Below are 17,025 nucleotides of genomic sequence, written 5' to 3'. Positions count from 1 at the left end.
CCCGGGCGGTGCCGTCGCCACCGGCCCCGCCCGGGAGGGCTCCCCCGCCGCCGGAACCACCACCGGAACCGCCACCGACGACACCGGAGCCGCCGCGCCCCCACCCGTGCCCCGCACCGGGCGCCGCGCCCTGTGGCCGCTGCTCGCCCTGACCCTGGCCCTGATCGGGCTGGCCCTGCTCTCCGCCGGGCTGGGCGCCTACCGGATCCCCGCCGGCGACATCCTGACCTCCGCCCTGCACCGCCTCAGCCTCGGCGGCGCCCCGCTCGACCGCACCGCCGAGAGCGTGCTGTGGAACGTCCGGCTGCCCCGGCTGGTCCTCGCCGTCACCGTCGGCGCGGCCCTGGGCTGCGCGGGCGCCCTGATGCAGGGCGTGTTCGGCAACCCGCTCGCCGAACCGGGCGTCATCGGCATCTCCGCGGGCGCCGCCGTCGGCGCGGTCGCCGCCATCGCCCTCGGCCTGAGCTTCCTCGGGAACTGGACCGTCACCGTCTGCGCCTTCACCGCCGGACTGGCCACCGTCTCCCTCGTCTACCTCCTCTCCCGCTCCGGCGGGAAGACCGAGGTGGTCACCCTGATCCTCACCGGCATCGCCGTGAACGCCTTCGCGGGCGCCCTCATCGGGCTCTTCCTCTTCTTCGCCGACAACGCCCAGCTCACCCAGATCACCTTCTGGCAGCTCGGCTCCCTCGCCCAGGCCACCTGGCCCAAGGTGCTGGCCGTCCTGCCCTGCGCCCTCGCCGCGCTGCTCGTCGCCCCGCTGTACGCCCGCCGCCTGGACCTCCTCGCCCTCGGCGAACGGCCCGCCCGGCACCTGGGCGTGGAGGTGGAGAAGACGCGCCGCGCCCTGATCCTGCTGGTGGCCCTGCTCACCGCCGCGGCCGTGGCCGTCGCCGGGGTCATCACCTTCGTCGGGCTGCTCGTGCCGCACCTGCTGCGGATGGCCCACGGGCCCGGGCACCGGTTCCTGATCCCGGGCAGCGCCCTGGGCGGGGCCGTGGTGCTGCTCGCGGGCGACCTGGCCGCCCGGACCATCGCCCCGCCCGCGGAGCTCCCGCTGGGCGTGCTCACCGCGCTGTTCGGCAGCCCCTTCTTCTTCTGGCTGCTCCGTCGGACCCGTCGCAAGCAGGGAGGCTGGGCGTGAACACCACACTGCTGCGGGGCCGGCGGCGGTTGGCCGCCGCCCTCATGGGACGGGCCGACGGACCCGACCCCACCGCCCGACCCTCCCCGGGCACCGTCCTGGCCGAGGCCCGCGACCTGCGGCTGCGGCTCGGCGGCAGGGAGGTGCTGGCCGGGGTGTCGCTGCGGGCCCGGGCGGGTGAACTCCTCGCCCTGGTCGGTCCGAACGGCGCCGGGAAGTCCACCCTGCTCGCCGCGCTCGCCGCGGACCTGCCGGCGGCCTCCGGGGAGCTGCGGATCCACGACCGTCCGGCGAACCAGTGGACCGCTCCGGAACTGGCCCTGCGCCGGGCCGTCCTGCCGCAGTCCGCGCCGTTGTCCTTCCCGTTCCCCGTCGCCGAGGTGGTCCGGATGGGCCGGGCACCCTGGGCGGGCACCCCGCAGGCCGAGGCCGACGAGCGGGCCGTGGCCGAGGCCATGGCCCTCACCGAGACCACCGGGTTCGCGGGCCGGCCGTACGCGGCCCTGTCCGGCGGCGAACGGGCCCGGGTGGCCCTGGCCCGGGTCCTGGCCCAGCGGACCGCACTGCTGCTGCTCGACGAACCGACCGCGGCCCTGGACCTGCGCCACCAGGAACTGGTGCTGCGGATCTGCCGCGAGCGGGCCGCCGCCGGGGACGCGGTCGTGGTGGTCCTGCACGACCTGGGCCTGGCGGCCGCCCACGCGGACCGGATCGCGGTCCTGCACGAGGGTCGGATCGCGGCGGCCGGTCCGCCCGCCGAGGTCCTCGGGGCGGAGCTGCTGAGCCGGGTGTACCGGCAGCCCGTGGAGGTGCTCGCGCACCCGCGGACCGGGACCCCGCTGGTGGTGCCGCTCCGGCCCGGGCCCGCCCCCGCCGGGACCGCCGCCGAAGCCGCCGCCGAGGCCGCCGGAGCCCGTCCTTGACCCGCATTTGACCGGACGTTGGGGCAGTCATGGAGGCTCCGTGACGGGCCCGTGTCCGGGGGCGGACGGTGAGAGCCGGATCACTGGACGACCGGATTGACCTGAGGTAAGCCTCGGTTAAGTTAGGTCCGCCTCACCTCCCGCCCGACCCCGTCCGGGGCAGGCCCGTGCCCATCGCCAGGAGCCCCCATGCGCCCCGTCCGCCTGTCCGTCGTCACCGCCACGGCGGCCGTGACCGCCCTGACCGCGCTCACCGGCTGCGCCGAGAAGGGCGCCGCGGACGGCGACGGGGCGATCCGGATCACCGCCACGGACACCTCCTGCGAGGTGTCGAAGACGGAGTTCCCCGCCGGGCACGTGCGGCTGGCCGTGGAGAACAAGGGCTCCAAGGTCACCGAGGTCTACGTCCTCTTCCCGGACGACAGGATCGTCACCGAGCGCGAGAACATCGGCCCCGGCACCAAGGCCACCATCACCGCCGAGATCAAGGCCGGCGACTACGCCATCGCCTGCAAGCCCGGCATGAAGGGCGACGGCATCCGCCAGGAGGTCAAGGCCACCGGCGGCACCGTCGCCAAGCGCTCCCCCGCCCTGGACGCCGCCGTCGCCGGCTACCGCACCTACGTGCAGCGGCAGGCCGACGAGACCCTCCCCCTGGTCAAGGCGTTCACCGACGCGGTCCGCGCCGGTGACGTCGAAGGCGCGAAGAAGGCGTACGCCGCCTCCCGCGTCGGCTGGGAGCGCACCGAGCCGGTGGCCGAGTCCTTCGGCGACATCGACCCCAAGGTCGACGTCCGCGAGGACGGCCTGGAGGCCGGTCAGGACCCCGCGAAGGACTGGACCGGCTGGCACCGCCTGGAGAAGGCCCTCTGGCAGGACAAGAAGATCGGCGACCGCGAGAAGGAACTCGCCGACCTCCTCGACAAGGACCTCCTCGACTGGCAGAAGCGCGTGGGCCGCGCCGAGATCACCCCGACCTCCATGGCCAACGGCGCCAAGGAACTCCTCGACGAGGTCGCCACCGGCAAGGTCACCGGCGAGGAAGAGCGCTACAGCCACACCGACCTCGTCGACTTCCAGGCCAACGTCGAGGGCGCCCGCGAGGCCTACACCCTGCTGGAGCCAGTGGTCCGCAGGAACGACGCCGCCCTCGCCCAGCAGCTCGACACCCGCTTCGCCGCCCTCTTCGCCCTGCTGGACGAGCACCGCACCGGCAAGGACGCGTTCGCCTTCGTCTCCTACGACAAGGTCCCGCAGCCCCAGCGCAAGGAACTCTCCGACGGGGTCAACGCCCTCGCCGAGCCCCTCTCCAAGCTCGCCGCCGCCGTCGTCAAGTAGCCGGAACGGGGACCACCGACATGACCGCAGCACCCGAAGGCCCACCCGCCGAGGACCCGAACGCCCCGGCGCCCGCCCCGCCCGCCGATGCGCCCTCCCGGCGCTCCGTACTGGGCTGGGGCGGGGCCGGGCTGGCCCTCGGCGCGGCCGCCGCGGGCGGCACCGCCGCCGTCCTCGGCCGCGGCACCGACCAGGCCCCGGCCGCGCTGACGGGGGCCGCGGTCCCCTTCCACGGCGCCCACCAGGCCGGGATCGCCAGCGCCGTCCAGGACCGGCTGCACTTCGCCGCCTTCGACGTGAAGACCCGGGACCGCGCCGAACTCGTCCGCCTCCTCCGGGAGTGGACGCGCGCCGCCGAGCGAATGACCGCGGGCCTGCCCGTGGGCGAGGGGGCCGTCGGCGGTCTCCCCGAGGCCCCGCCCGACGACACCGGCGAGGCCCTCGGACTGAAGGCGTCCCGGCTCACCCTCACCGTCGGCTTCGGGCCCTCGCTGTTCGCCCGGGACCGGTTCGGCCTGGACGGACGGCGCCCGGCAGGGCTGGTGGAACTGGAGAAGTTCCCCGGGGACAACCTGGACCCGGCCCGCTCCGGCGGGGACCTGTGCGTCCAGGCCTGCGCCGACGACCCGCAGGTCGCCGTGCACGCCATCCGGCAGCTCGCCCGGATCGGCTTCGGCACGGTGGCCGTGCGCTGGTCCCAACTCGGCTTCGGGAAGACCTCCTCGACCACCCCCGAGGAACAGACCCCGCGCAACATGATGGGCTTCAAGGACGGCACCCGGAACGTCTCCGGTACCGACACCGCGGCCCTCGACCGGCACGTGTGGGTGGCCCCGAAGGACCTCGCTCCCGCCGCTTCCTGGCTCGCGGGCGGCTCGTACCTGGTGGCCCGGCGGATCCGGATGAACATCGAGACCTGGGACCGCACCTCGCTGCGGGAGCAGGAGGACGTCTTCGGCCGGGACAAGGCCGAGGGCGCCGCGGTCGGCAGGGCGAAGGAGCACGACGAGCCGTTCCTGAAGGCCATGAAGCCGGACGCGCACGTCCGGCTCGCCCACCCCGACAGCAACGGCGGGGCCGCCCTGCTGCGGCGGGGCTACTCCTTCACCGACGGCACCGACGGCCTGGGCCGCCTGGACGCGGGCCTGTTCTTCCTGGCCTACCAGCGCGACCTGCACAAGGGCTTCGTCCCGGTCCAGCGGAACCTGGCCCGGTCCGACGCCCTCAACGAATACATCCAGCACGTGGGATCGGCCGTGTTCGCCGTCCCGCCGGGCGTCCGCGACACGGGCGACTGGTGGGGCCGGGCGCTGTTCGCCTGACGGGCGCGAAGGAGGGACCGACGTGTTCAGCAACTATCTGATCGGCCTGCGCGAGGGGCTGGAGGCCAGTCTGGTCGTCTGCATCCTGGTGGCGTACCTGGTGAAGACCGGGCACCGGGACCGGCTGTGGACCATCTGGCTGGGCGTGGGCATCGCGGCCGCGGTCAGCCTCGGCTTCGGGGCCGCCCTGGAGTTCGGCACCAAGGAGCTGACCTTCGAGGCGCAGGAGCTGATCGGCGGCAGTCTGTCGATCGTCGCGGTGGGCCTGGTGACCTGGATGGTCTTCTGGATGAAGCGCACCGCCCGGCACCTGAAGGCCGAGCTGCACGGCAAGCTGGACGCCGCGCTGGCCATGGGCACCGGGGCGCTGGTGACCACGGCCCTGCTGGCGGTGGGCCGGGAGGGCCTGGAGACCTCGCTGTTCGTGTGGCGTTCCGTGAAGGCGGCCGGGGACGGCGCGGCCCCGCTGACCGGGGTGCTGCTCGGCATCGCCTCCTCGGTGCTGCTGGGCTGGCTGTTCTACCGGGGCGCGCTGAGGATCGACCTGGCGCGGTTCTTCACCTGGACCGGCGGGATGCTCGTCGTGGTGGCCGCCGGGGTGCTCGCGTACGGGGTGCACGACCTCCAGGAGGCGGACTTCCTGGCGGGGCTGACGAACAAAGCGTTCGACGTGAGCGGGGCGGTCCCACCGGACAGCTGGTACGGGACCCTTCTGAAGGGCACCTTCAATTTCCAGCCGGATCCGACCGTGCTGCAGGTCACGGTGTGGATCCTCTACCTGATCCCGGCGCTCGGGCTTTTCCTGGCCCCGGTAGGGTTCGGACGGTCAGCGGGGGCGAAGGAGCAGAAGAACACCCATGAGCAGGCTGAGGCAGGCGGCCGTACTGACGGCGGCGGCGACCGTGCTGGCCGTGACGGCGAGCGGGTGCACGACGGTACGGGGCGCGGAAGCACTGGTACCGACGGTGTCGCGGGCTGAGGCCGCGCTGACCCTGCAGTCGTTCCTGGCGACGTACAACAAGGCCGAGAAGGCGTACGACGCGGATCTGATCGCGACGGTGACGGCCGGCCCGTACGGGGACCGCCGCAAGGCGAGCCTGCGGGGCAGCCGGGCGCAGAAGCCCGGCGGGAAGCCGGACTACCAGCCGCTGGTGCTGTCGGACACGAAGTTCGTGATCCCGAAGAAGGCGGGCTGGCCGCGCTGGTTCCTCGCGGACGCCGACAGCAATCGCGACGAGGGCACCGCGAAGGCGGACCGTCGGGTGGCGCTGGTCTTCAACAAGGAGTCCGCGGACCGCCCGTGGAAGGTCACGTACGTGCTGAACATCCCGGCGGGCCAGATGCCGGTGTTCAAGACGGACCGGGAGGGCTGGGCGGAGCCGGTGGCCCCCGAGGACACGGGCCTGTCCATACCCGTCGGCGAGCTGAGCGAGCGGTACGCCCGCTACCTCGGGGACGGGGTGCCGAACGGTTTCGCGCCGGGCACCCACACGACGGGGCGCCGGGCGGTCCGGGCCCGGGACGCCTACCGGCCGGGTTACACCACGCAGTGGCTGGACCAGGAGTCGGTGGCGGGGGCGTACGGGCCGGTGGCGCTGCGCACCGCGGACGGCGGGGCGCTGGCGTTCTTCGCGACCCGGCAGTTCGAGCAGATGAAGCTGGACGGTTCCGCGAAGAAGCCGAAGCTGCCGGTGACCGCGAACATCAAGGCGATCATGACGGGTACGGCCACGGACACCCTGATCCGGGAGATGGTGTCCACGGAGGCGGTGACGGTGCCGACGGCGGCGACCGCCGGGGCCCGGGTGCAGTTCCTGAGCCGTTCCCACGGGTTGATCTCCGCCCGGGGCGAGTAGCCCGGGCCGCGCCGGCCGGGGCCGGTCCCTCACCAGAGGCGGTCCACGGGGCCCGGGTGCAGGAGGATCCGGGTGCCGGGGAAGTCGTCGCGGCGGGCCCGGGCCCGGGGTGAGAAGAAGTCCGCGAGCACGGTCTTGGTGAAGCCGGGGGCGTCGCTGGGGAAGGGGTCCTCGGGGGTGCCGCCGACCAGGACCGCTCCGGGGAGCGGCTGCCAGCCGGCCGCCTCGTAGAAGGGGACCAGGGGCCGGTCGCAGGTGAACAGGGCCAGGTCCACGTCCGGGTCGGCTTCGAGGGCCGTGCGTGCCGCGCGGACCAGGCGGAGACCGTGGCCGCGGCCGCGGACGGCCGCGCGGGTCACCACGGTGCTCAGCCCGGCGGCCCGGTAGCGGTGTCCGGCGTGGTCGATCTCCTTGTGGAGGAGGTCGAGGGCGGCCAGGACGGTGTCCCTCCCGTCGAGGAGCAGCAGGGAGAGGGGCCGCAGGGCGGGATCGTGGCTCGGGCCCGTGGAGGGCCGGCCGTCCCCCGGCGGCCACGCCTCGTCCTGGAGGGCCAGGACCTGCTCGCGGAGGGCGCCGGGGGTGTCGGCTTCGGGACAGGTCAGTACGCGCATCCCCCCAGTCAACAGGAGCGGTGGGGCGCGGTGGTGTTCCCGGTCAGGCGGTGGGGAGGGCGGCGCCCTCGCCGGAGACGCGGACCCGGGGGTCGCCCGCGCGGAGTTCCACGGTGAGCACGCCGGGGCGGCCGAGGTCCTCGCCCTGGTGCAGGGTCAGGACGGACGCGGCGGGGACCAGGCCGAGTTCGCGGGCGTAGGCGCCGAAGGCGGCGGCCGCGGCGCCGGTGGCCGGGTCCTCGTAGACCCCGCCGACGGGGAACGGGTCGCGGACGTGGAAGACCTCCGGTGCGGCCCGGTGCACGAGTTGGAGGGTCACCAGGTCGAGGCGTTCCATGAGGGCGGTCAGCCGGGGCACGTCGTAGGAGAGTGCGGCGAGGCGTTCCCGGGTGGCGGCCCCGATCACCAGGTGGCGGGCGCCGGCGAAGGCGATCCGCGGGGGGAGGGCGGGGTCCAGGTCGGCGGCCGGCCAGTCGAGGGCGGCGAGGGCTTCGGTGAGGTCGGCGTCCGCGATCTCCTCGGTGTGCGGTTCGACGCTGGTCAGGGTGGCGCGCAGGCGGCCGTCGTTCCGCGCGGTCTCGACGGGGACCTCCCCGGCGGCGGTGCGGAAGAGCAGGGCGCCGGGGCCCGAGCGCTCGGCGAGGGCGACCGCGGCGGCGACGGTGGCGTGCCCGCAGAAGGGCACCTCGGTCTTCGGGCTGAAGTAGCGCACGTCGAAGACTCCGGGGCCCGTGCCGCCGGGGCCCGTCGGGCCGGCGGGGGTGAGGAAGGCGGTCTCGCTGTAGCCGAGGGCCGCCGCGATGCCGAGCATGGCCGCCGCGTCGAGCCCGGTGGAGTCCAGGACCACTCCGGCGGGGTTGCCGCCCGCGGGGTCGGCGGAGAAGGCGGTGTAGCGGAGTACCTCGGGATGCGTCATGGTCGTGCCAACCCCGGTCCGGTGCGGGGCTATTCCCCGAGGTGGTGGGCGGTTCGGCAGGGGTCCCGGCCGGTGTGCGGACCGGCCGGCGACGGGGGTTCAGCCGCGGCCGACGTACGGCATGTTCGTGGCCATCACGGTGGCGAACTGCACGTTGGCCTCCAACGGCAGCTCCGCCATGTGCAGCACGGTGCGGGCCACGTCGGCGGCGTCCATCACGGGCTCCGGGGCCAGTTGTCCGTGGGCCTGGAGGATGCCGGTCCGCATCCGCTCGGTCATCTCGGTGGCGGCGTTGCCGATGTCGATCTGGCCGCAGGCGATCCGGTACGGACGGCCGTCCAGCGAAAGGGACTTGGTGAGTCCGGTGACGGCGTGCTTGGTGGCGGTGTACGCCACGGAGTGCGGGCGCGGGACGTGCGCGGAGAGGGAGCCGTTGTTGATGATGCGGCCGCCCTGCGGATCCTGTTCCTTCATCAGCCGGAAGGCGCCCTGGGCGCAGAGGAAGGCGCCGGTCAGGTTGACGTCGACGACCTGTCGCCAGGCGTCCGCGGTGAGCTCTTCCAGCGGGACCCCGGCCGGGCCGAAGGTGCCGGCGTTGTTGAAGAGCAGGTCGAGCCGGCCGTACCGCTCGCGGACGGCCGCGAACACCCCGTCGACCTGCGCGGCGTCGGACACGTCGGCGGGCACGGTGAGGGTGTCGTCCCCGCCGGCCTCCCGCGCGGTGCGTTCCAGGGGCTCGGTCCGACGGCCGACGAGGGCCACCGACCAGCCGGCGGCGGCGAGGGTCAGGGCCACCGACCGGCCGATCCCGGAGCCGGCTCCGGTGACTACAGCGATCTTCTTCCCGGTTGCGTTCATGGAGCCGCAATGTACGGGACGGGGCGCCGGAGCCCCGGGACGTTCCACCTGCTGAGAGCATGGCCGCGCCGGCCAGGGGGCCGGGCGAAGAGACCCCAGGAGCACCGATGCCGGACCGCGGCCGCGCCACCGACCCACCCTCCGCGATACCCGTCCCGGCGATGCCGGGTTCCCCGGGTCCCGTCCCCGCCGTGCCCGGACCCGCCGCGCCGGTGTCCCCGGTGCCCGGCCCGCCGGCGGTCGGGGCGGCGCCGCCGGCGGTCCGCCGGGCCGGGCTGCTGATCGTCCTGGTGTTGGGCGGGCTGTCCGCGCTGCCGCCGCTGTCCATGGACATGTACCTCCCCGCCCTCCCGGAGGTGACCGGGGCCCTGGCCGCGCCCGCGGCCACGGTGCAGCTCACCCTCACCGCCTGCCTGGCGGGCATGGCCGTGGGCCAGCTGGTCATCGGGCCGATGAGCGACCGGTGGGGCCGCCGCCGCCCGCTGCTGATCGGGATGGTCGCCTACGTGCTGGCCACCGCCCTGTGCGCGGTGGCCCCGGACGCCGCCTCGCTGATCTTCTTCCGGCTGCTCCAGGGGCTGGCCGGGGCCGCCTCGATCGTGATCGCGCGGGCCGTGGTGCGGGACCTGTACGAGGGCCTGGAGATGGCCCGGTTCTTCGCCTCGCTGACCCTGGTCTCCGGAGCGGCTCCGATCGTGGCCCCGCTGGTGGGCGGTCAGGTGCTGCGGATCGCGGACTGGCGCGGGGTGTTCTGGGTGCTGACCGGGGTGGGGGTGCTGCTGACCCTCACGGCCTGGCGTTGCCTCGCGGAGACCCTGCCGCCGGAGCGGCGCCGGCCGGGCGGGGTGGGCGCGGCCCTGCGGACCATGCGGGGGCTGCTGGCGGACCGGGTGTTCACCGGGTACGTGCTGTGCGGGGGCCTCGCCTTCGCCGTGCTGTTCTCCTACATCTCGGCCTCCCCCTTCGTGGTGCAGGAGATCCACGGGGCCTCCCCGCAGCAGTTCAGCCTGCTCTTCGGGCTGAACTCGGTGGGGTTGATCGTGGTCGGGCAGGTCAACGGCAAGCTGCTGGTGGGTCGGGTCGGCCTGGATCGGGTGCTGGCCGTCGGGCTGGCCGTGATCACGCTGGCCTCCGGGTACCTGCTCGCGGTCACCACCGGGCTGTTCGGGCGGGCCGGGCTGGTGGAGGTGTCGGCCGGGCTGTTCGTGCTGATGGCGGCGATGGGCCTGGTGTTGCCGAACACCAACGCCCAGGCCCTGATGCGGACCCCGCACGCGGCGGGCTCCGCCTCCGCGCTGCTGGGCACCTGCTCCTTCCTGATCGGCTCGGTGGCGACGCCGCTGGTGGGGGTCGCGGGCGAGCGCACGGCCGTGCCGATGGCGCTGGTGCAGACGGTCTGCGCGCTGCTGGCCGTGGCCTGCTTCCTGGGGCTGTGCCGCCCCGGGCGGGCGGGTACGGGCCCGGCGGAGGACCGTAAACTCTCGGGGTGAACCACTCCGTCCCCACCGCCGATGCCCTCCGCGGCGCGCTGTCCGGGCTGCTCGACGGCCTCCCGCCGAAGCAGGCGACCCAGGCCGTCGACCGGCTGATCGCCAACTACCGGGGACGCACCCCGACCGACGCCCCCGTCCTTCGGGACCGCTCCGACGTGGCGGCCTACGCCGCGTACCGGATGCCCGCCACCTTCGAGGCGGTACGGGCCGCGCTGGCCGGCCTCGCGGCGGCCCTGCCGGACTGGGCCCCGGCCTCGCACGTGGACGTCGGCGGCGGCACCGGCGCGGCCACCTGGGCGGTGGACGCCACCTGGGAGGGGCCCCGCACCACCACCGTCCTGGACTGGGCGGATCCGGCGCTGGCCCTGGGCCGGGAGCTGGCCGGGGCCTCCGGCTCGCAGGTGCTGGCCGGGGCCGAGTGGCGCAAGGCCGTGATCGGGACGGGTCTGACCGTGCCCGAGGCAGAGCTGGTCACCGTCTCGTACGTGCTCGGCGAGCTGACCGAACAGGCCCGGCGGGCCGTCACCGAGGAGGCCGCCCGGGCCGCCGGCACCGTGGTGTTCATCGAGCCGGGCACCCCGGAGGGCTACCTGCGGATCCGCGAGGCCCGGGAACGCCTGGTCGCGGCGGGGATGCGGGTAGCCGCGCCCTGCCCGCACGACGGGACCTGCCCGATCGTGCCCGGCGAGGACTGGTGCCACTTCTCGGCGCGGGTCAGCCGCAGCTCCCTGCACCGGCAGGTCAAGGGCGGCACCCTGGCCTACGAGGACGAGAAGTTCGCGTACGTGGCGGCCACCCGACTGCCCGCGGCGCCCGCGACCGCCCGGATCACCCGGCGCCCGCAGATCCGCAAGGGCCTGGTCCAGCTGGAGCTGTGCGGCCCGGAGGCGGAGGGCCTGTCCCGGTCCACGGTCACCAAGCGGCACGGGGCCCTGTACAAGGCGGCCCGGGACGCCGAGTGGGGCGACGCCTGGCCGCCCCCGGCGGAGCACGGGCACGAGGACTGACCGCAGCACCGCCGGCCCGCGGGCGCCTCGCGGGCGGTACCGCCGGCACCGGGCCGGGGCCGGTCGGGCTCCGGCCCGGTGGGGCGGGTGTGGTTCCCGGGCCGGTGCGTTCCGGTCGGGCCCGCACACCGGGTCACGGCGGCGGGCCGACCGGGACGGGGCCCGTCGGTCGGCGGTCCGGGCCCGGCACGGCGTGCGGGGCCCGGTCCGGGGCCGGTCACGGGGACCGGTCCGGGTGGCGGGGTTCCGTCAGTCGGCGGTTCCGGCGGGCGCCGGGCGCAGCTCCTGGGTGCAGCACTTCACACTGCCGCCGCCCTTGAGGAGCTCGCCGAGGTCCATTCCGATCGGCTCGAACCCCCGGTCCCGCAGCGGCCCGAAGAGTCCGAGCGCCTGTTGGGGCAGCAGGACGTGGCGGCCGTCGGAGACGGCGTTGAGGCCGAGGGCGGCGGCGTCCTCCTCGGTGGCGAGCAGGGCGTCCGGGAAGAGCCGGCGCAGCACGGCCCGACTGCCCGGGGAGAAGGCGCCCGGGTAGTACATGACCTCGTCGCCGTCGAGGACGCTGAGGGCGGTGTCCAGGTGGTAGTAGCGGGGGTCCACGAGGTCGAGCCCGATCACCGGGCGCCCGAAGAACTCCTGGGCCTCGGAGTGCGAGAGCGGGCTGGAGCGGAAGCCCTTGCCGGCGAGGATCCAGGAGTCGGTGACCGCGAAGTCCCCCTCGCCCTCGTTGACGTGGGTCGGTTCGAGGATCTCGGTGTACCCGTTCTCCCGGAACCACTCCAGGTGGGCGACGGCCTCGGCGGCCCGCTCCGGGTAGGCGAAGCTGGCGCCCAGCACCCGGCCGTCGACGACGGTGGCGCCGTTGGCGGCGAAGACCATGTCGGGCAGGCCGGGCCTGGGGTCGAGCAGTTCGACGGTGTGGCCGAGCGAGAGGTACCGGTCGCACAGGTCCTCCCACTGGGTCAGGGCGAGTTGCGGGTCCACCGGCTTGGCGGGATCCATCCAGGGGTTGATGGAGTAGCTGACCCCGAAGTGCGCGGGTGGGCACATCAGGTAGCGGCGGGGTGTGGCGTCTCGGCGCAAAGAGGTCTCCTCACGGGACACGTTCCGGTGAAGAGAATCGTCTCTCCTCGGGCCCTGCCGCGCAGTGAACTGTTCGGGTGGTTTGACCGGCGGAACACCGGACCCGGGGTGTCCGGGGCGGGACGGAGCGGGTCGGACCGGGTCGGGAGGCGCGCACGGGAGCACGGCCGGGCACCTGACACCTCCCCACCGCTGCCGAGACGCGCCGTCTCGGTATCGGCTAGGTTGTCCGGCATGACCGCGAAGACTCCCGACGCCTCCCGACGCAACGAGCGGTCCCGCCGCGCCATCCTCGACGCCGCGCTCGCCCTCGTCGGCGAGGTCGGCTACAACAAGCTGACCATCGAGGCCATCGCCGCCCGCGCGGGCGTGGGCAAGCAGACCATCTACCGCTGGTGGCCCTCGAAGGCGGCCGTCCTCCTGGACGCCTCCCTCGCCCTGGCCGGGGACGCCGACCAGGAGGGCGGGTGGGCGGGCCTGCCCGACACCGGGGACCTCGCGGCCGACCTCAAGCTCGTGCTGCGGGCCACCGTGGACGAGTTGACGCAGGAGAAGTACGACGCCCCCACCCGCGCCCTGACCGCCGCCGGCGCCACCGACCCGGCCCTCGGCGAACAGTTCACCCGCCGACTCCTGGAACCCCAGCTGGCCCTGTACGAGGACCGCCTGCGGACCGCCCGCGAGGCCGGCACCCTCCGCGCCGAGGCCGATCTGCGACTGGTGGCCGAACTCCTCGTGGGCCCCCTCATGCACCGCTGGCTGCTGCGCACCGCCCCCCTGGACCACGCCTACGCCGACGCCCTGGTGGACCACGTGCTGCGCGGGGCCCTGGCCGACGCGGACTGAGCACCGTCCCGGTGCGTGGCGAAAGTCACCGGAGGACACCGTTCCGCACCTTTCGCACCCGCACATCAGGGCGATGAGAGCCCGCAACCCGCCCGCCACCCGGTGTTTCCCGGTCGTGAATGTACGGTTTTCAGAGGGATTGGCGCCGGGGGTCGGGCCCGGCTCCGACCCCCGGTTGGGAAGTGCGGTCACCCGGGGCCCAGGATGGTGGGACCATGGAAAAGGTCTGCCGGGGCAACGGTGAGGTGAGGGGATAGATGGGGTCCGAATCCGGCCGCGGCGCGCGCGGCGAGCAGAGCAGGTTCGCCCAGTGGCTCAACAGGCTGCGCGGACCGTCCACGGACGACCCCGGCCGCGCCCGCGAGGCTCTCCTCCTGGCCGCCGCCGCCGCGGGACTGCCCCTGGCCCCCGCCGCGCATCCGGCCGGCTACCGATGTTCCTGTGACCGCATCGGCTGTCCCACCCCGGCCCGGCACCCGCTCTCCTTCGCCTGGCAGACGCAGTCCACGACGGACCGCGCCCAGGTCGAGCGGTGGGCCCGCAACCAGCCCCAGGCCAACTTCGTCACCGCGACCGGCATGGTGCACGACGTCCTCGACGTCCCCCTCGAAGCGGGCCGCAGCGCCCTGGCCCGGCTGCTGGAGGCCGGCATCGAGGTCGGCCCCGTCGCGGAGTCCGGCGCCGCCGGGAGCCATGGCCGCATGCTCTTCTTCACCGCCACCCGAGGCACCCCCGAGGACGAGGACGAGTGGTGGCCCTGCGAGCTGGACTGCCACCCCGAGACCATGGACGAACACCCCGGGCTCCGCTGGCACTGCCGCGGCAGCTACGTCCTCGTTCCCCCGGCCCTGCTGCCCGGTGACCTCTCCGTGGACTGGGTCCGCGGCCCCGAACACCCGCTGCCGGACCCCCTGACCCTCCTGGAAATCCTCACGGACGCCTGCGCCCGACACGCCGCGGACACCGAGGACCACGACCCCCACGCGGTGGCCTGGCCCCTCAGCCGCTGAGGCGGCCCGGGGAGAACGGGGGCCGGGGCCGGAGCCACGGCCCCCCGGAACCCTCAGTGGATCTCGGTCACCACCACGTCCAGCGCCCACGCCTTCCCCGCCTTCGCCGGGGCCTCCCCCTCGACCACGTATCCCAGGTCCCGCAGCGCGACCACCAGCTCCGCCGGGGAAGCCGGTTCCGCACCGGCCCGCAGCAGGTCCCGCACCAGCCGCCCCTTCGTGGCCTTGTTGAAGTGGCTGACCACGGACCGCTTCTCCACCCCGTCGACCATCTGCGCGTGGAGCACCCGCACGGTCGCCGTGCGCCCCGCGACCTCGCCCTTGGGCCGCCAGGCCGTGGCGTAGGCGGAGGAGCGCAGGTCCAGGACCGGTCCGTCCCCCGCCTCGGCCGGCAGCGCCTCGGCCATCGGGGCCCGCCAGTACGCGCCGAGCGCGCCGAGTCCGGGCAGCTTGACGCCCATGGAGCAGCGGTAGGAGGGGATGCGGTCGGTGATCCGGACCGCGCCCCAGAGACCGGAGAAGACCAGCAGGGAGCGCTCGGCGCGGGCCCGCGCCGCCCCGTCGAGACCGGCCAGGTCGAGGGCGTCGTAGAGGACCCCGGTGTAGATCTCGCCGGCGGGCCGGGCGGCGGCGGTCGGCAGTTCGGCGTTCTTGGCGACCTCCCCGCGGAGCCCCTCGCTCAGGCCCAGCACCTCACGGGCGCGGTCCTCCTCGCCCAGGCACAGCTCGACGAGTTCGGTGAACACGGCCGCGCGGGCCTCGGCCAGGCCCGGCAGCGACAGGTCCTCGGCCTTCAGGGGTGCGCCGGAGCCGCTGGCGGCCTTTCCCTCGGACGGCGGCAGCAGGACGAGCACGGGTTCTCCTTCGGTGCGTACGCGAAGCGGGGGTGCGGCCCCCGGGGCGAGGACGGCCCTCAGGCCGCGCGCACACCCCAGCCCAGGGTAAGCGAGCCCGCCGGACCCCGACCGCCTCCGCCACCCCGACCCGACCCCGGACCCCTCCCTCCGTCGCTCTCGCGCCGGCCGGCTCCCGTCCGCCCGCTCCGGTCCGCCCGCTCCCCTCCGCCGGACGCCGTTCGCCGTGCCGCCCGGCCCCCGCCGCCCTACGCTCGGTCCATGCCCCGCCGCCACATGCACCTGTCCGGCGCCGCCGAAGCGGACGCCGCCCCGCTGCGGGCCGCGCTCCGGGAACTGCGCGCCGGCCTGGGGATCCCCGAGGAGTTCCCGGCGGCCGTACGGGCGGAGGCGGAAGCCGCCGCGGCGGCCCCCCGGCTCCCCGAACGGGACGCCACCGACCTGCCCTTCTTCACCATCGACCCGCCCACCTCCCGGGACCTGGACCAGGCCGCCCACCTGACGCGACGCCCCGGCGGCGGCTACCGCGTGCACTACGCCATCGCGGACGTGGCCGCCTTCGTGCGTCCCGGGGGTGCCCTGGACGCCGAGGCGCACCGCCGGGTCACCACCCTCTACTTCCCCGACGAGCGGGTGCCGCTGCACCCGCCGGTGCTCTCCGAGGGCGCGGCCAGTCTGCTGCCGGGCGAGACCCGACCGGCCCTGCTGTGGCTGATCGACCTCGACGCGGAGGGCCGCACCACCGGCACCGAGGTCGTCCGGGCGCTGGTGCGCAGCCGCGCCAAGCTGGACTACGAGGGCGTGCAGAAGGCCATCGACGGCGGCACCGCCGAGGAGAACCTCGCCCTCCTCGCGACGATCGGACGGCTCCGCGAGGACCTGGAGGCCGAACGCGGCGGCATCTCCCTCGACGTGCCCGAGCAGGAGGTCGTGGTCCACGAGGGCCGGTACGGGCTGGCCTACCGCGCCCCCCTGCCGGCGGACGGCTGGAACGCCCAGCTGTCGCTGCTCACCGGGATGGCCTCCGCCGATCTCATGCTGGCCTCGGGCACGGGCGTCCTGCGGACCCTGCCCAGCGCCCCCGACGGCGCGGTGGGACGACTGCGGCACGCGGCCCGGGCCCTCGGCGTCGACTGGCCGCACCACGTGCCGTACGCGCGACTGGTCCGCTCCCTCGACCCGAGCCTCCCCCGGCACGCGGCCTTCCTCCAGGAGTGCACCGCTCTGCTCCGCGGGGCCGGCTACACGGTCTTCGAGGACGGCCGGATCCCGGACCCGGCCGTGCACGCCGCCGTGGCCGCCCCGTACGCGCACTGCACGGCCCCGCTGCGACGCCTGGTCGACCGGTACGCCGGCGAACTCTGCGTGGCGGCGGTCGCCGGCCGGGAACCCCCGGAGTGGGTGCGTACCGCCCTCCCGGAGCTGCCGCGCGAGATGGCGGAGGGCGGCCGGCTGGCGGGCACGGTGGAACGGGAGTCCGTGGACCTGGTGGAGGCGGCGCTGCTCAAGGACCGGGTCGGGGAGGTGTTCGAGGCCACGGTGATCGAGGTGAAGGAGCGGGAGCCGGGGGTGGGCACCGTGCACCTGACGGAACCGGCGGTCGTCGGCCGGATCGAGTCCCCGGACCCGGTCCCGCTCGGCGAACGCGTCCGCGTCCGCCTCGTCCGCGCGGACCCCGGCACCACCAAGATCCTCTTCGCCCCGGCCTGACACACGACCCGCCTCAAGCGCCGGCGGGGCTGGATTCGAGCCCCGCCGGCGTTTGAG

16 protein-coding genes are annotated in these 17,025 nt (G+C 74.8%); 11 read left to right on the top strand and 5 right to left on the bottom strand.

Annotated features, from left to right (window positions below; all coding sequences use genetic code 11):
* Positions 1 to 106: 106 nt before the first annotated feature.
* The 6 genes from ABTZ17_RS19705 (at position 107) to ABTZ17_RS36950 (ending at position 6,583) form a co-directional block, all read left to right on the top strand.
* Positions 107 to 1,144, top strand: a complete 1,038-nt coding sequence (locus ABTZ17_RS19705) for a FecCD family ABC transporter permease (RefSeq protein ID WP_352196951.1) — start codon at positions 107 to 109, stop codon at positions 1,142 to 1,144.
* Positions 1,145 to 1,188: 44 nt separating this feature from the next.
* On the top strand, positions 1,189 to 2,067 hold the full coding sequence (locus tag ABTZ17_RS19700; protein ID WP_352196950.1) for a heme ABC transporter ATP-binding protein: 879 nt from the start codon (positions 1,189 to 1,191) through the stop codon (positions 2,065 to 2,067).
* Positions 2,068 to 2,256: 189 nt separating this feature from the next.
* On the top strand, positions 2,257 to 3,405 hold the full coding sequence (gene efeO, locus ABTZ17_RS19695; RefSeq protein WP_352196933.1) for an iron uptake system protein EfeO: 1,149 nt from the start codon (positions 2,257 to 2,259) through the stop codon (positions 3,403 to 3,405).
* 20 nt (positions 3,406 to 3,425) lie between these two features.
* Positions 3,426 to 4,727: an iron uptake transporter deferrochelatase/peroxidase subunit gene (efeB, locus tag ABTZ17_RS19690; RefSeq protein ID WP_352196932.1), complete on the top strand. Its 1,302-nt coding sequence runs from the start codon at positions 3,426 to 3,428 to the stop codon at positions 4,725 to 4,727.
* Between the two features lie 22 nt (positions 4,728 to 4,749).
* On the top strand, positions 4,750 to 5,706 hold the full coding sequence (gene efeU, locus ABTZ17_RS19685) for an iron uptake transporter permease EfeU (protein WP_352196931.1): 957 nt from the start codon (positions 4,750 to 4,752) through the stop codon (positions 5,704 to 5,706).
* The gene (locus ABTZ17_RS36950; RefSeq protein ID WP_502994747.1) at positions 5,594 to 6,583 is read left to right on the top strand and encodes an SCO2278 family lipoprotein; all 990 of its coding nucleotides are present in this window, start codon (positions 5,594 to 5,596) and stop codon (positions 6,581 to 6,583) included. Before efeU ends, ABTZ17_RS36950 begins: the two co-directional genes overlap by 113 nt.
* A gap of 29 nt (positions 6,584 to 6,612) precedes the next feature.
* Here the strand turns inward: ABTZ17_RS36950 and ABTZ17_RS19680 are convergent, their stop codons facing one another.
* From ABTZ17_RS19680 to ABTZ17_RS19670, 3 genes are all read right to left on the bottom strand, one after another.
* Positions 6,613 to 7,194 carry a GNAT family N-acetyltransferase gene (locus ABTZ17_RS19680; protein ID WP_352196930.1) on the bottom strand — a complete coding sequence of 194 codons (582 nt, stop codon included), beginning with the start codon at positions 7,192 to 7,194 and terminating at the stop codon, positions 6,613 to 6,615.
* A 43-nt stretch (positions 7,195 to 7,237) separates the two neighbouring features.
* On the bottom strand, positions 7,238 to 8,110 hold the full coding sequence (locus tag ABTZ17_RS19675) for a PhzF family phenazine biosynthesis protein (RefSeq protein ID WP_352196929.1): 873 nt from the start codon (positions 8,108 to 8,110) through the stop codon (positions 7,238 to 7,240).
* A 99-nt stretch (positions 8,111 to 8,209) separates the two neighbouring features.
* On the bottom strand, positions 8,210 to 8,968 hold the full coding sequence (locus tag ABTZ17_RS19670; protein ID WP_352196928.1) for an SDR family oxidoreductase: 759 nt from the start codon (positions 8,966 to 8,968) through the stop codon (positions 8,210 to 8,212).
* A 107-nt stretch (positions 8,969 to 9,075) separates the two neighbouring features.
* Here ABTZ17_RS19670 and ABTZ17_RS19665 point away from each other — a divergent pair, with 107 nt between their 5' ends.
* Together ABTZ17_RS19665 and ABTZ17_RS19660 are read left to right on the top strand one after the other, a co-directional pair.
* A complete protein-coding gene (locus ABTZ17_RS19665; protein WP_352196927.1) occupies positions 9,076 to 10,458 on the top strand; it encodes a Bcr/CflA family multidrug efflux MFS transporter in 1,383 nt (460 codons plus the stop codon).
* The gene (locus ABTZ17_RS19660) at positions 10,455 to 11,468 is read left to right on the top strand and encodes a small ribosomal subunit Rsm22 family protein (RefSeq protein WP_352196926.1); all 1,014 of its coding nucleotides are present in this window, start codon (positions 10,455 to 10,457) and stop codon (positions 11,466 to 11,468) included. The genes ABTZ17_RS19665 and ABTZ17_RS19660 overlap by 4 nt, the downstream gene beginning before the upstream one ends.
* A 249-nt stretch (positions 11,469 to 11,717) precedes the next feature.
* On the opposite strand, the gene ddaH is transcribed toward ABTZ17_RS19660, so the two are convergent.
* Positions 11,718 to 12,569, bottom strand: a complete 852-nt coding sequence (gene ddaH, locus ABTZ17_RS19655; protein ID WP_352196925.1) for a dimethylargininase — start codon at positions 12,567 to 12,569, stop codon at positions 11,718 to 11,720.
* Positions 12,570 to 12,782: 213 nt separating this feature from the next.
* On the opposite strand from ddaH, the gene ABTZ17_RS19650 reads away from it, so the two are divergent.
* Positions 12,783 to 13,394, top strand: coding sequence for a TetR/AcrR family transcriptional regulator (locus ABTZ17_RS19650; RefSeq protein WP_352196924.1), 612 nt, complete (start codon positions 12,783 to 12,785; stop codon positions 13,392 to 13,394).
* Between the two features lie 257 nt (positions 13,395 to 13,651).
* Positions 13,652 to 14,404: a bifunctional DNA primase/polymerase gene (locus tag ABTZ17_RS19645; RefSeq protein WP_352196923.1), complete on the top strand. Its 753-nt coding sequence runs from the start codon at positions 13,652 to 13,654 to the stop codon at positions 14,402 to 14,404.
* Positions 14,405 to 14,457: 53 nt separating this feature from the next.
* Here the strand turns inward: ABTZ17_RS19645 and yaaA are convergent, their stop codons facing one another.
* On the bottom strand, positions 14,458 to 15,258 hold the full coding sequence (gene yaaA, locus ABTZ17_RS19640) for a peroxide stress protein YaaA (RefSeq protein ID WP_352196922.1): 801 nt from the start codon (positions 15,256 to 15,258) through the stop codon (positions 14,458 to 14,460).
* 261 nt (positions 15,259 to 15,519) lie between these two features.
* On the opposite strand from yaaA, the gene ABTZ17_RS19635 reads away from it, so the two are divergent.
* Entirely contained in the window at positions 15,520 to 16,968 is a 1,449-nt protein-coding gene (locus tag ABTZ17_RS19635; RefSeq protein WP_352196921.1) for an RNB domain-containing ribonuclease, read from the top strand.
* The last annotated feature ends 57 nt before the right edge of the window (positions 16,969 to 17,025 follow it).

The sequence above is a fragment of the Streptomyces sp. NPDC097619 genome (assembly GCF_040302735.1).
Lineage (GTDB): Bacteria > Actinomycetota > Actinomycetes > Streptomycetales > Streptomycetaceae > Streptomyces.
This window is presented reverse-complemented; position numbering and strand designations above follow the sequence as displayed.

Coding starts and splice junctions, on each gene's coding strand:
- ABTZ17_RS19645 (WP_352196923.1), top strand. CDS start 13,652: ATGGGGTCCGAATCCGGCCGCGGCGCGCGCGGCGAGCAGAGCAGGTTC.
- ABTZ17_RS19680 (WP_352196930.1), bottom strand. CDS start 7,194: ATGCGCGTACTGACCTGTCCCGAAGCCGACACCCCCGGCGCCCTCCGC.
- efeB (WP_352196932.1), top strand. CDS start 3,426: ATGACCGCAGCACCCGAAGGCCCACCCGCCGAGGACCCGAACGCCCCG.
- ABTZ17_RS19675 (WP_352196929.1), bottom strand. CDS start 8,110: ATGACGCATCCCGAGGTACTCCGCTACACCGCCTTCTCCGCCGACCCC.
- ABTZ17_RS19650 (WP_352196924.1), top strand. CDS start 12,783: ATGACCGCGAAGACTCCCGACGCCTCCCGACGCAACGAGCGGTCCCGC.
- efeO (WP_352196933.1), top strand. CDS start 2,257: ATGCGCCCCGTCCGCCTGTCCGTCGTCACCGCCACGGCGGCCGTGACC.
- ABTZ17_RS19665 (WP_352196927.1), top strand. CDS start 9,076: ATGCCGGACCGCGGCCGCGCCACCGACCCACCCTCCGCGATACCCGTC.
- ABTZ17_RS19700 (WP_352196950.1), top strand. CDS start 1,189: ATGGGACGGGCCGACGGACCCGACCCCACCGCCCGACCCTCCCCGGGC.
- ABTZ17_RS19670 (WP_352196928.1), bottom strand. CDS start 8,968: ATGAACGCAACCGGGAAGAAGATCGCTGTAGTCACCGGAGCCGGCTCC.
- ABTZ17_RS19635 (WP_352196921.1), top strand. CDS start 15,520: ATGCCCCGCCGCCACATGCACCTGTCCGGCGCCGCCGAAGCGGACGCC.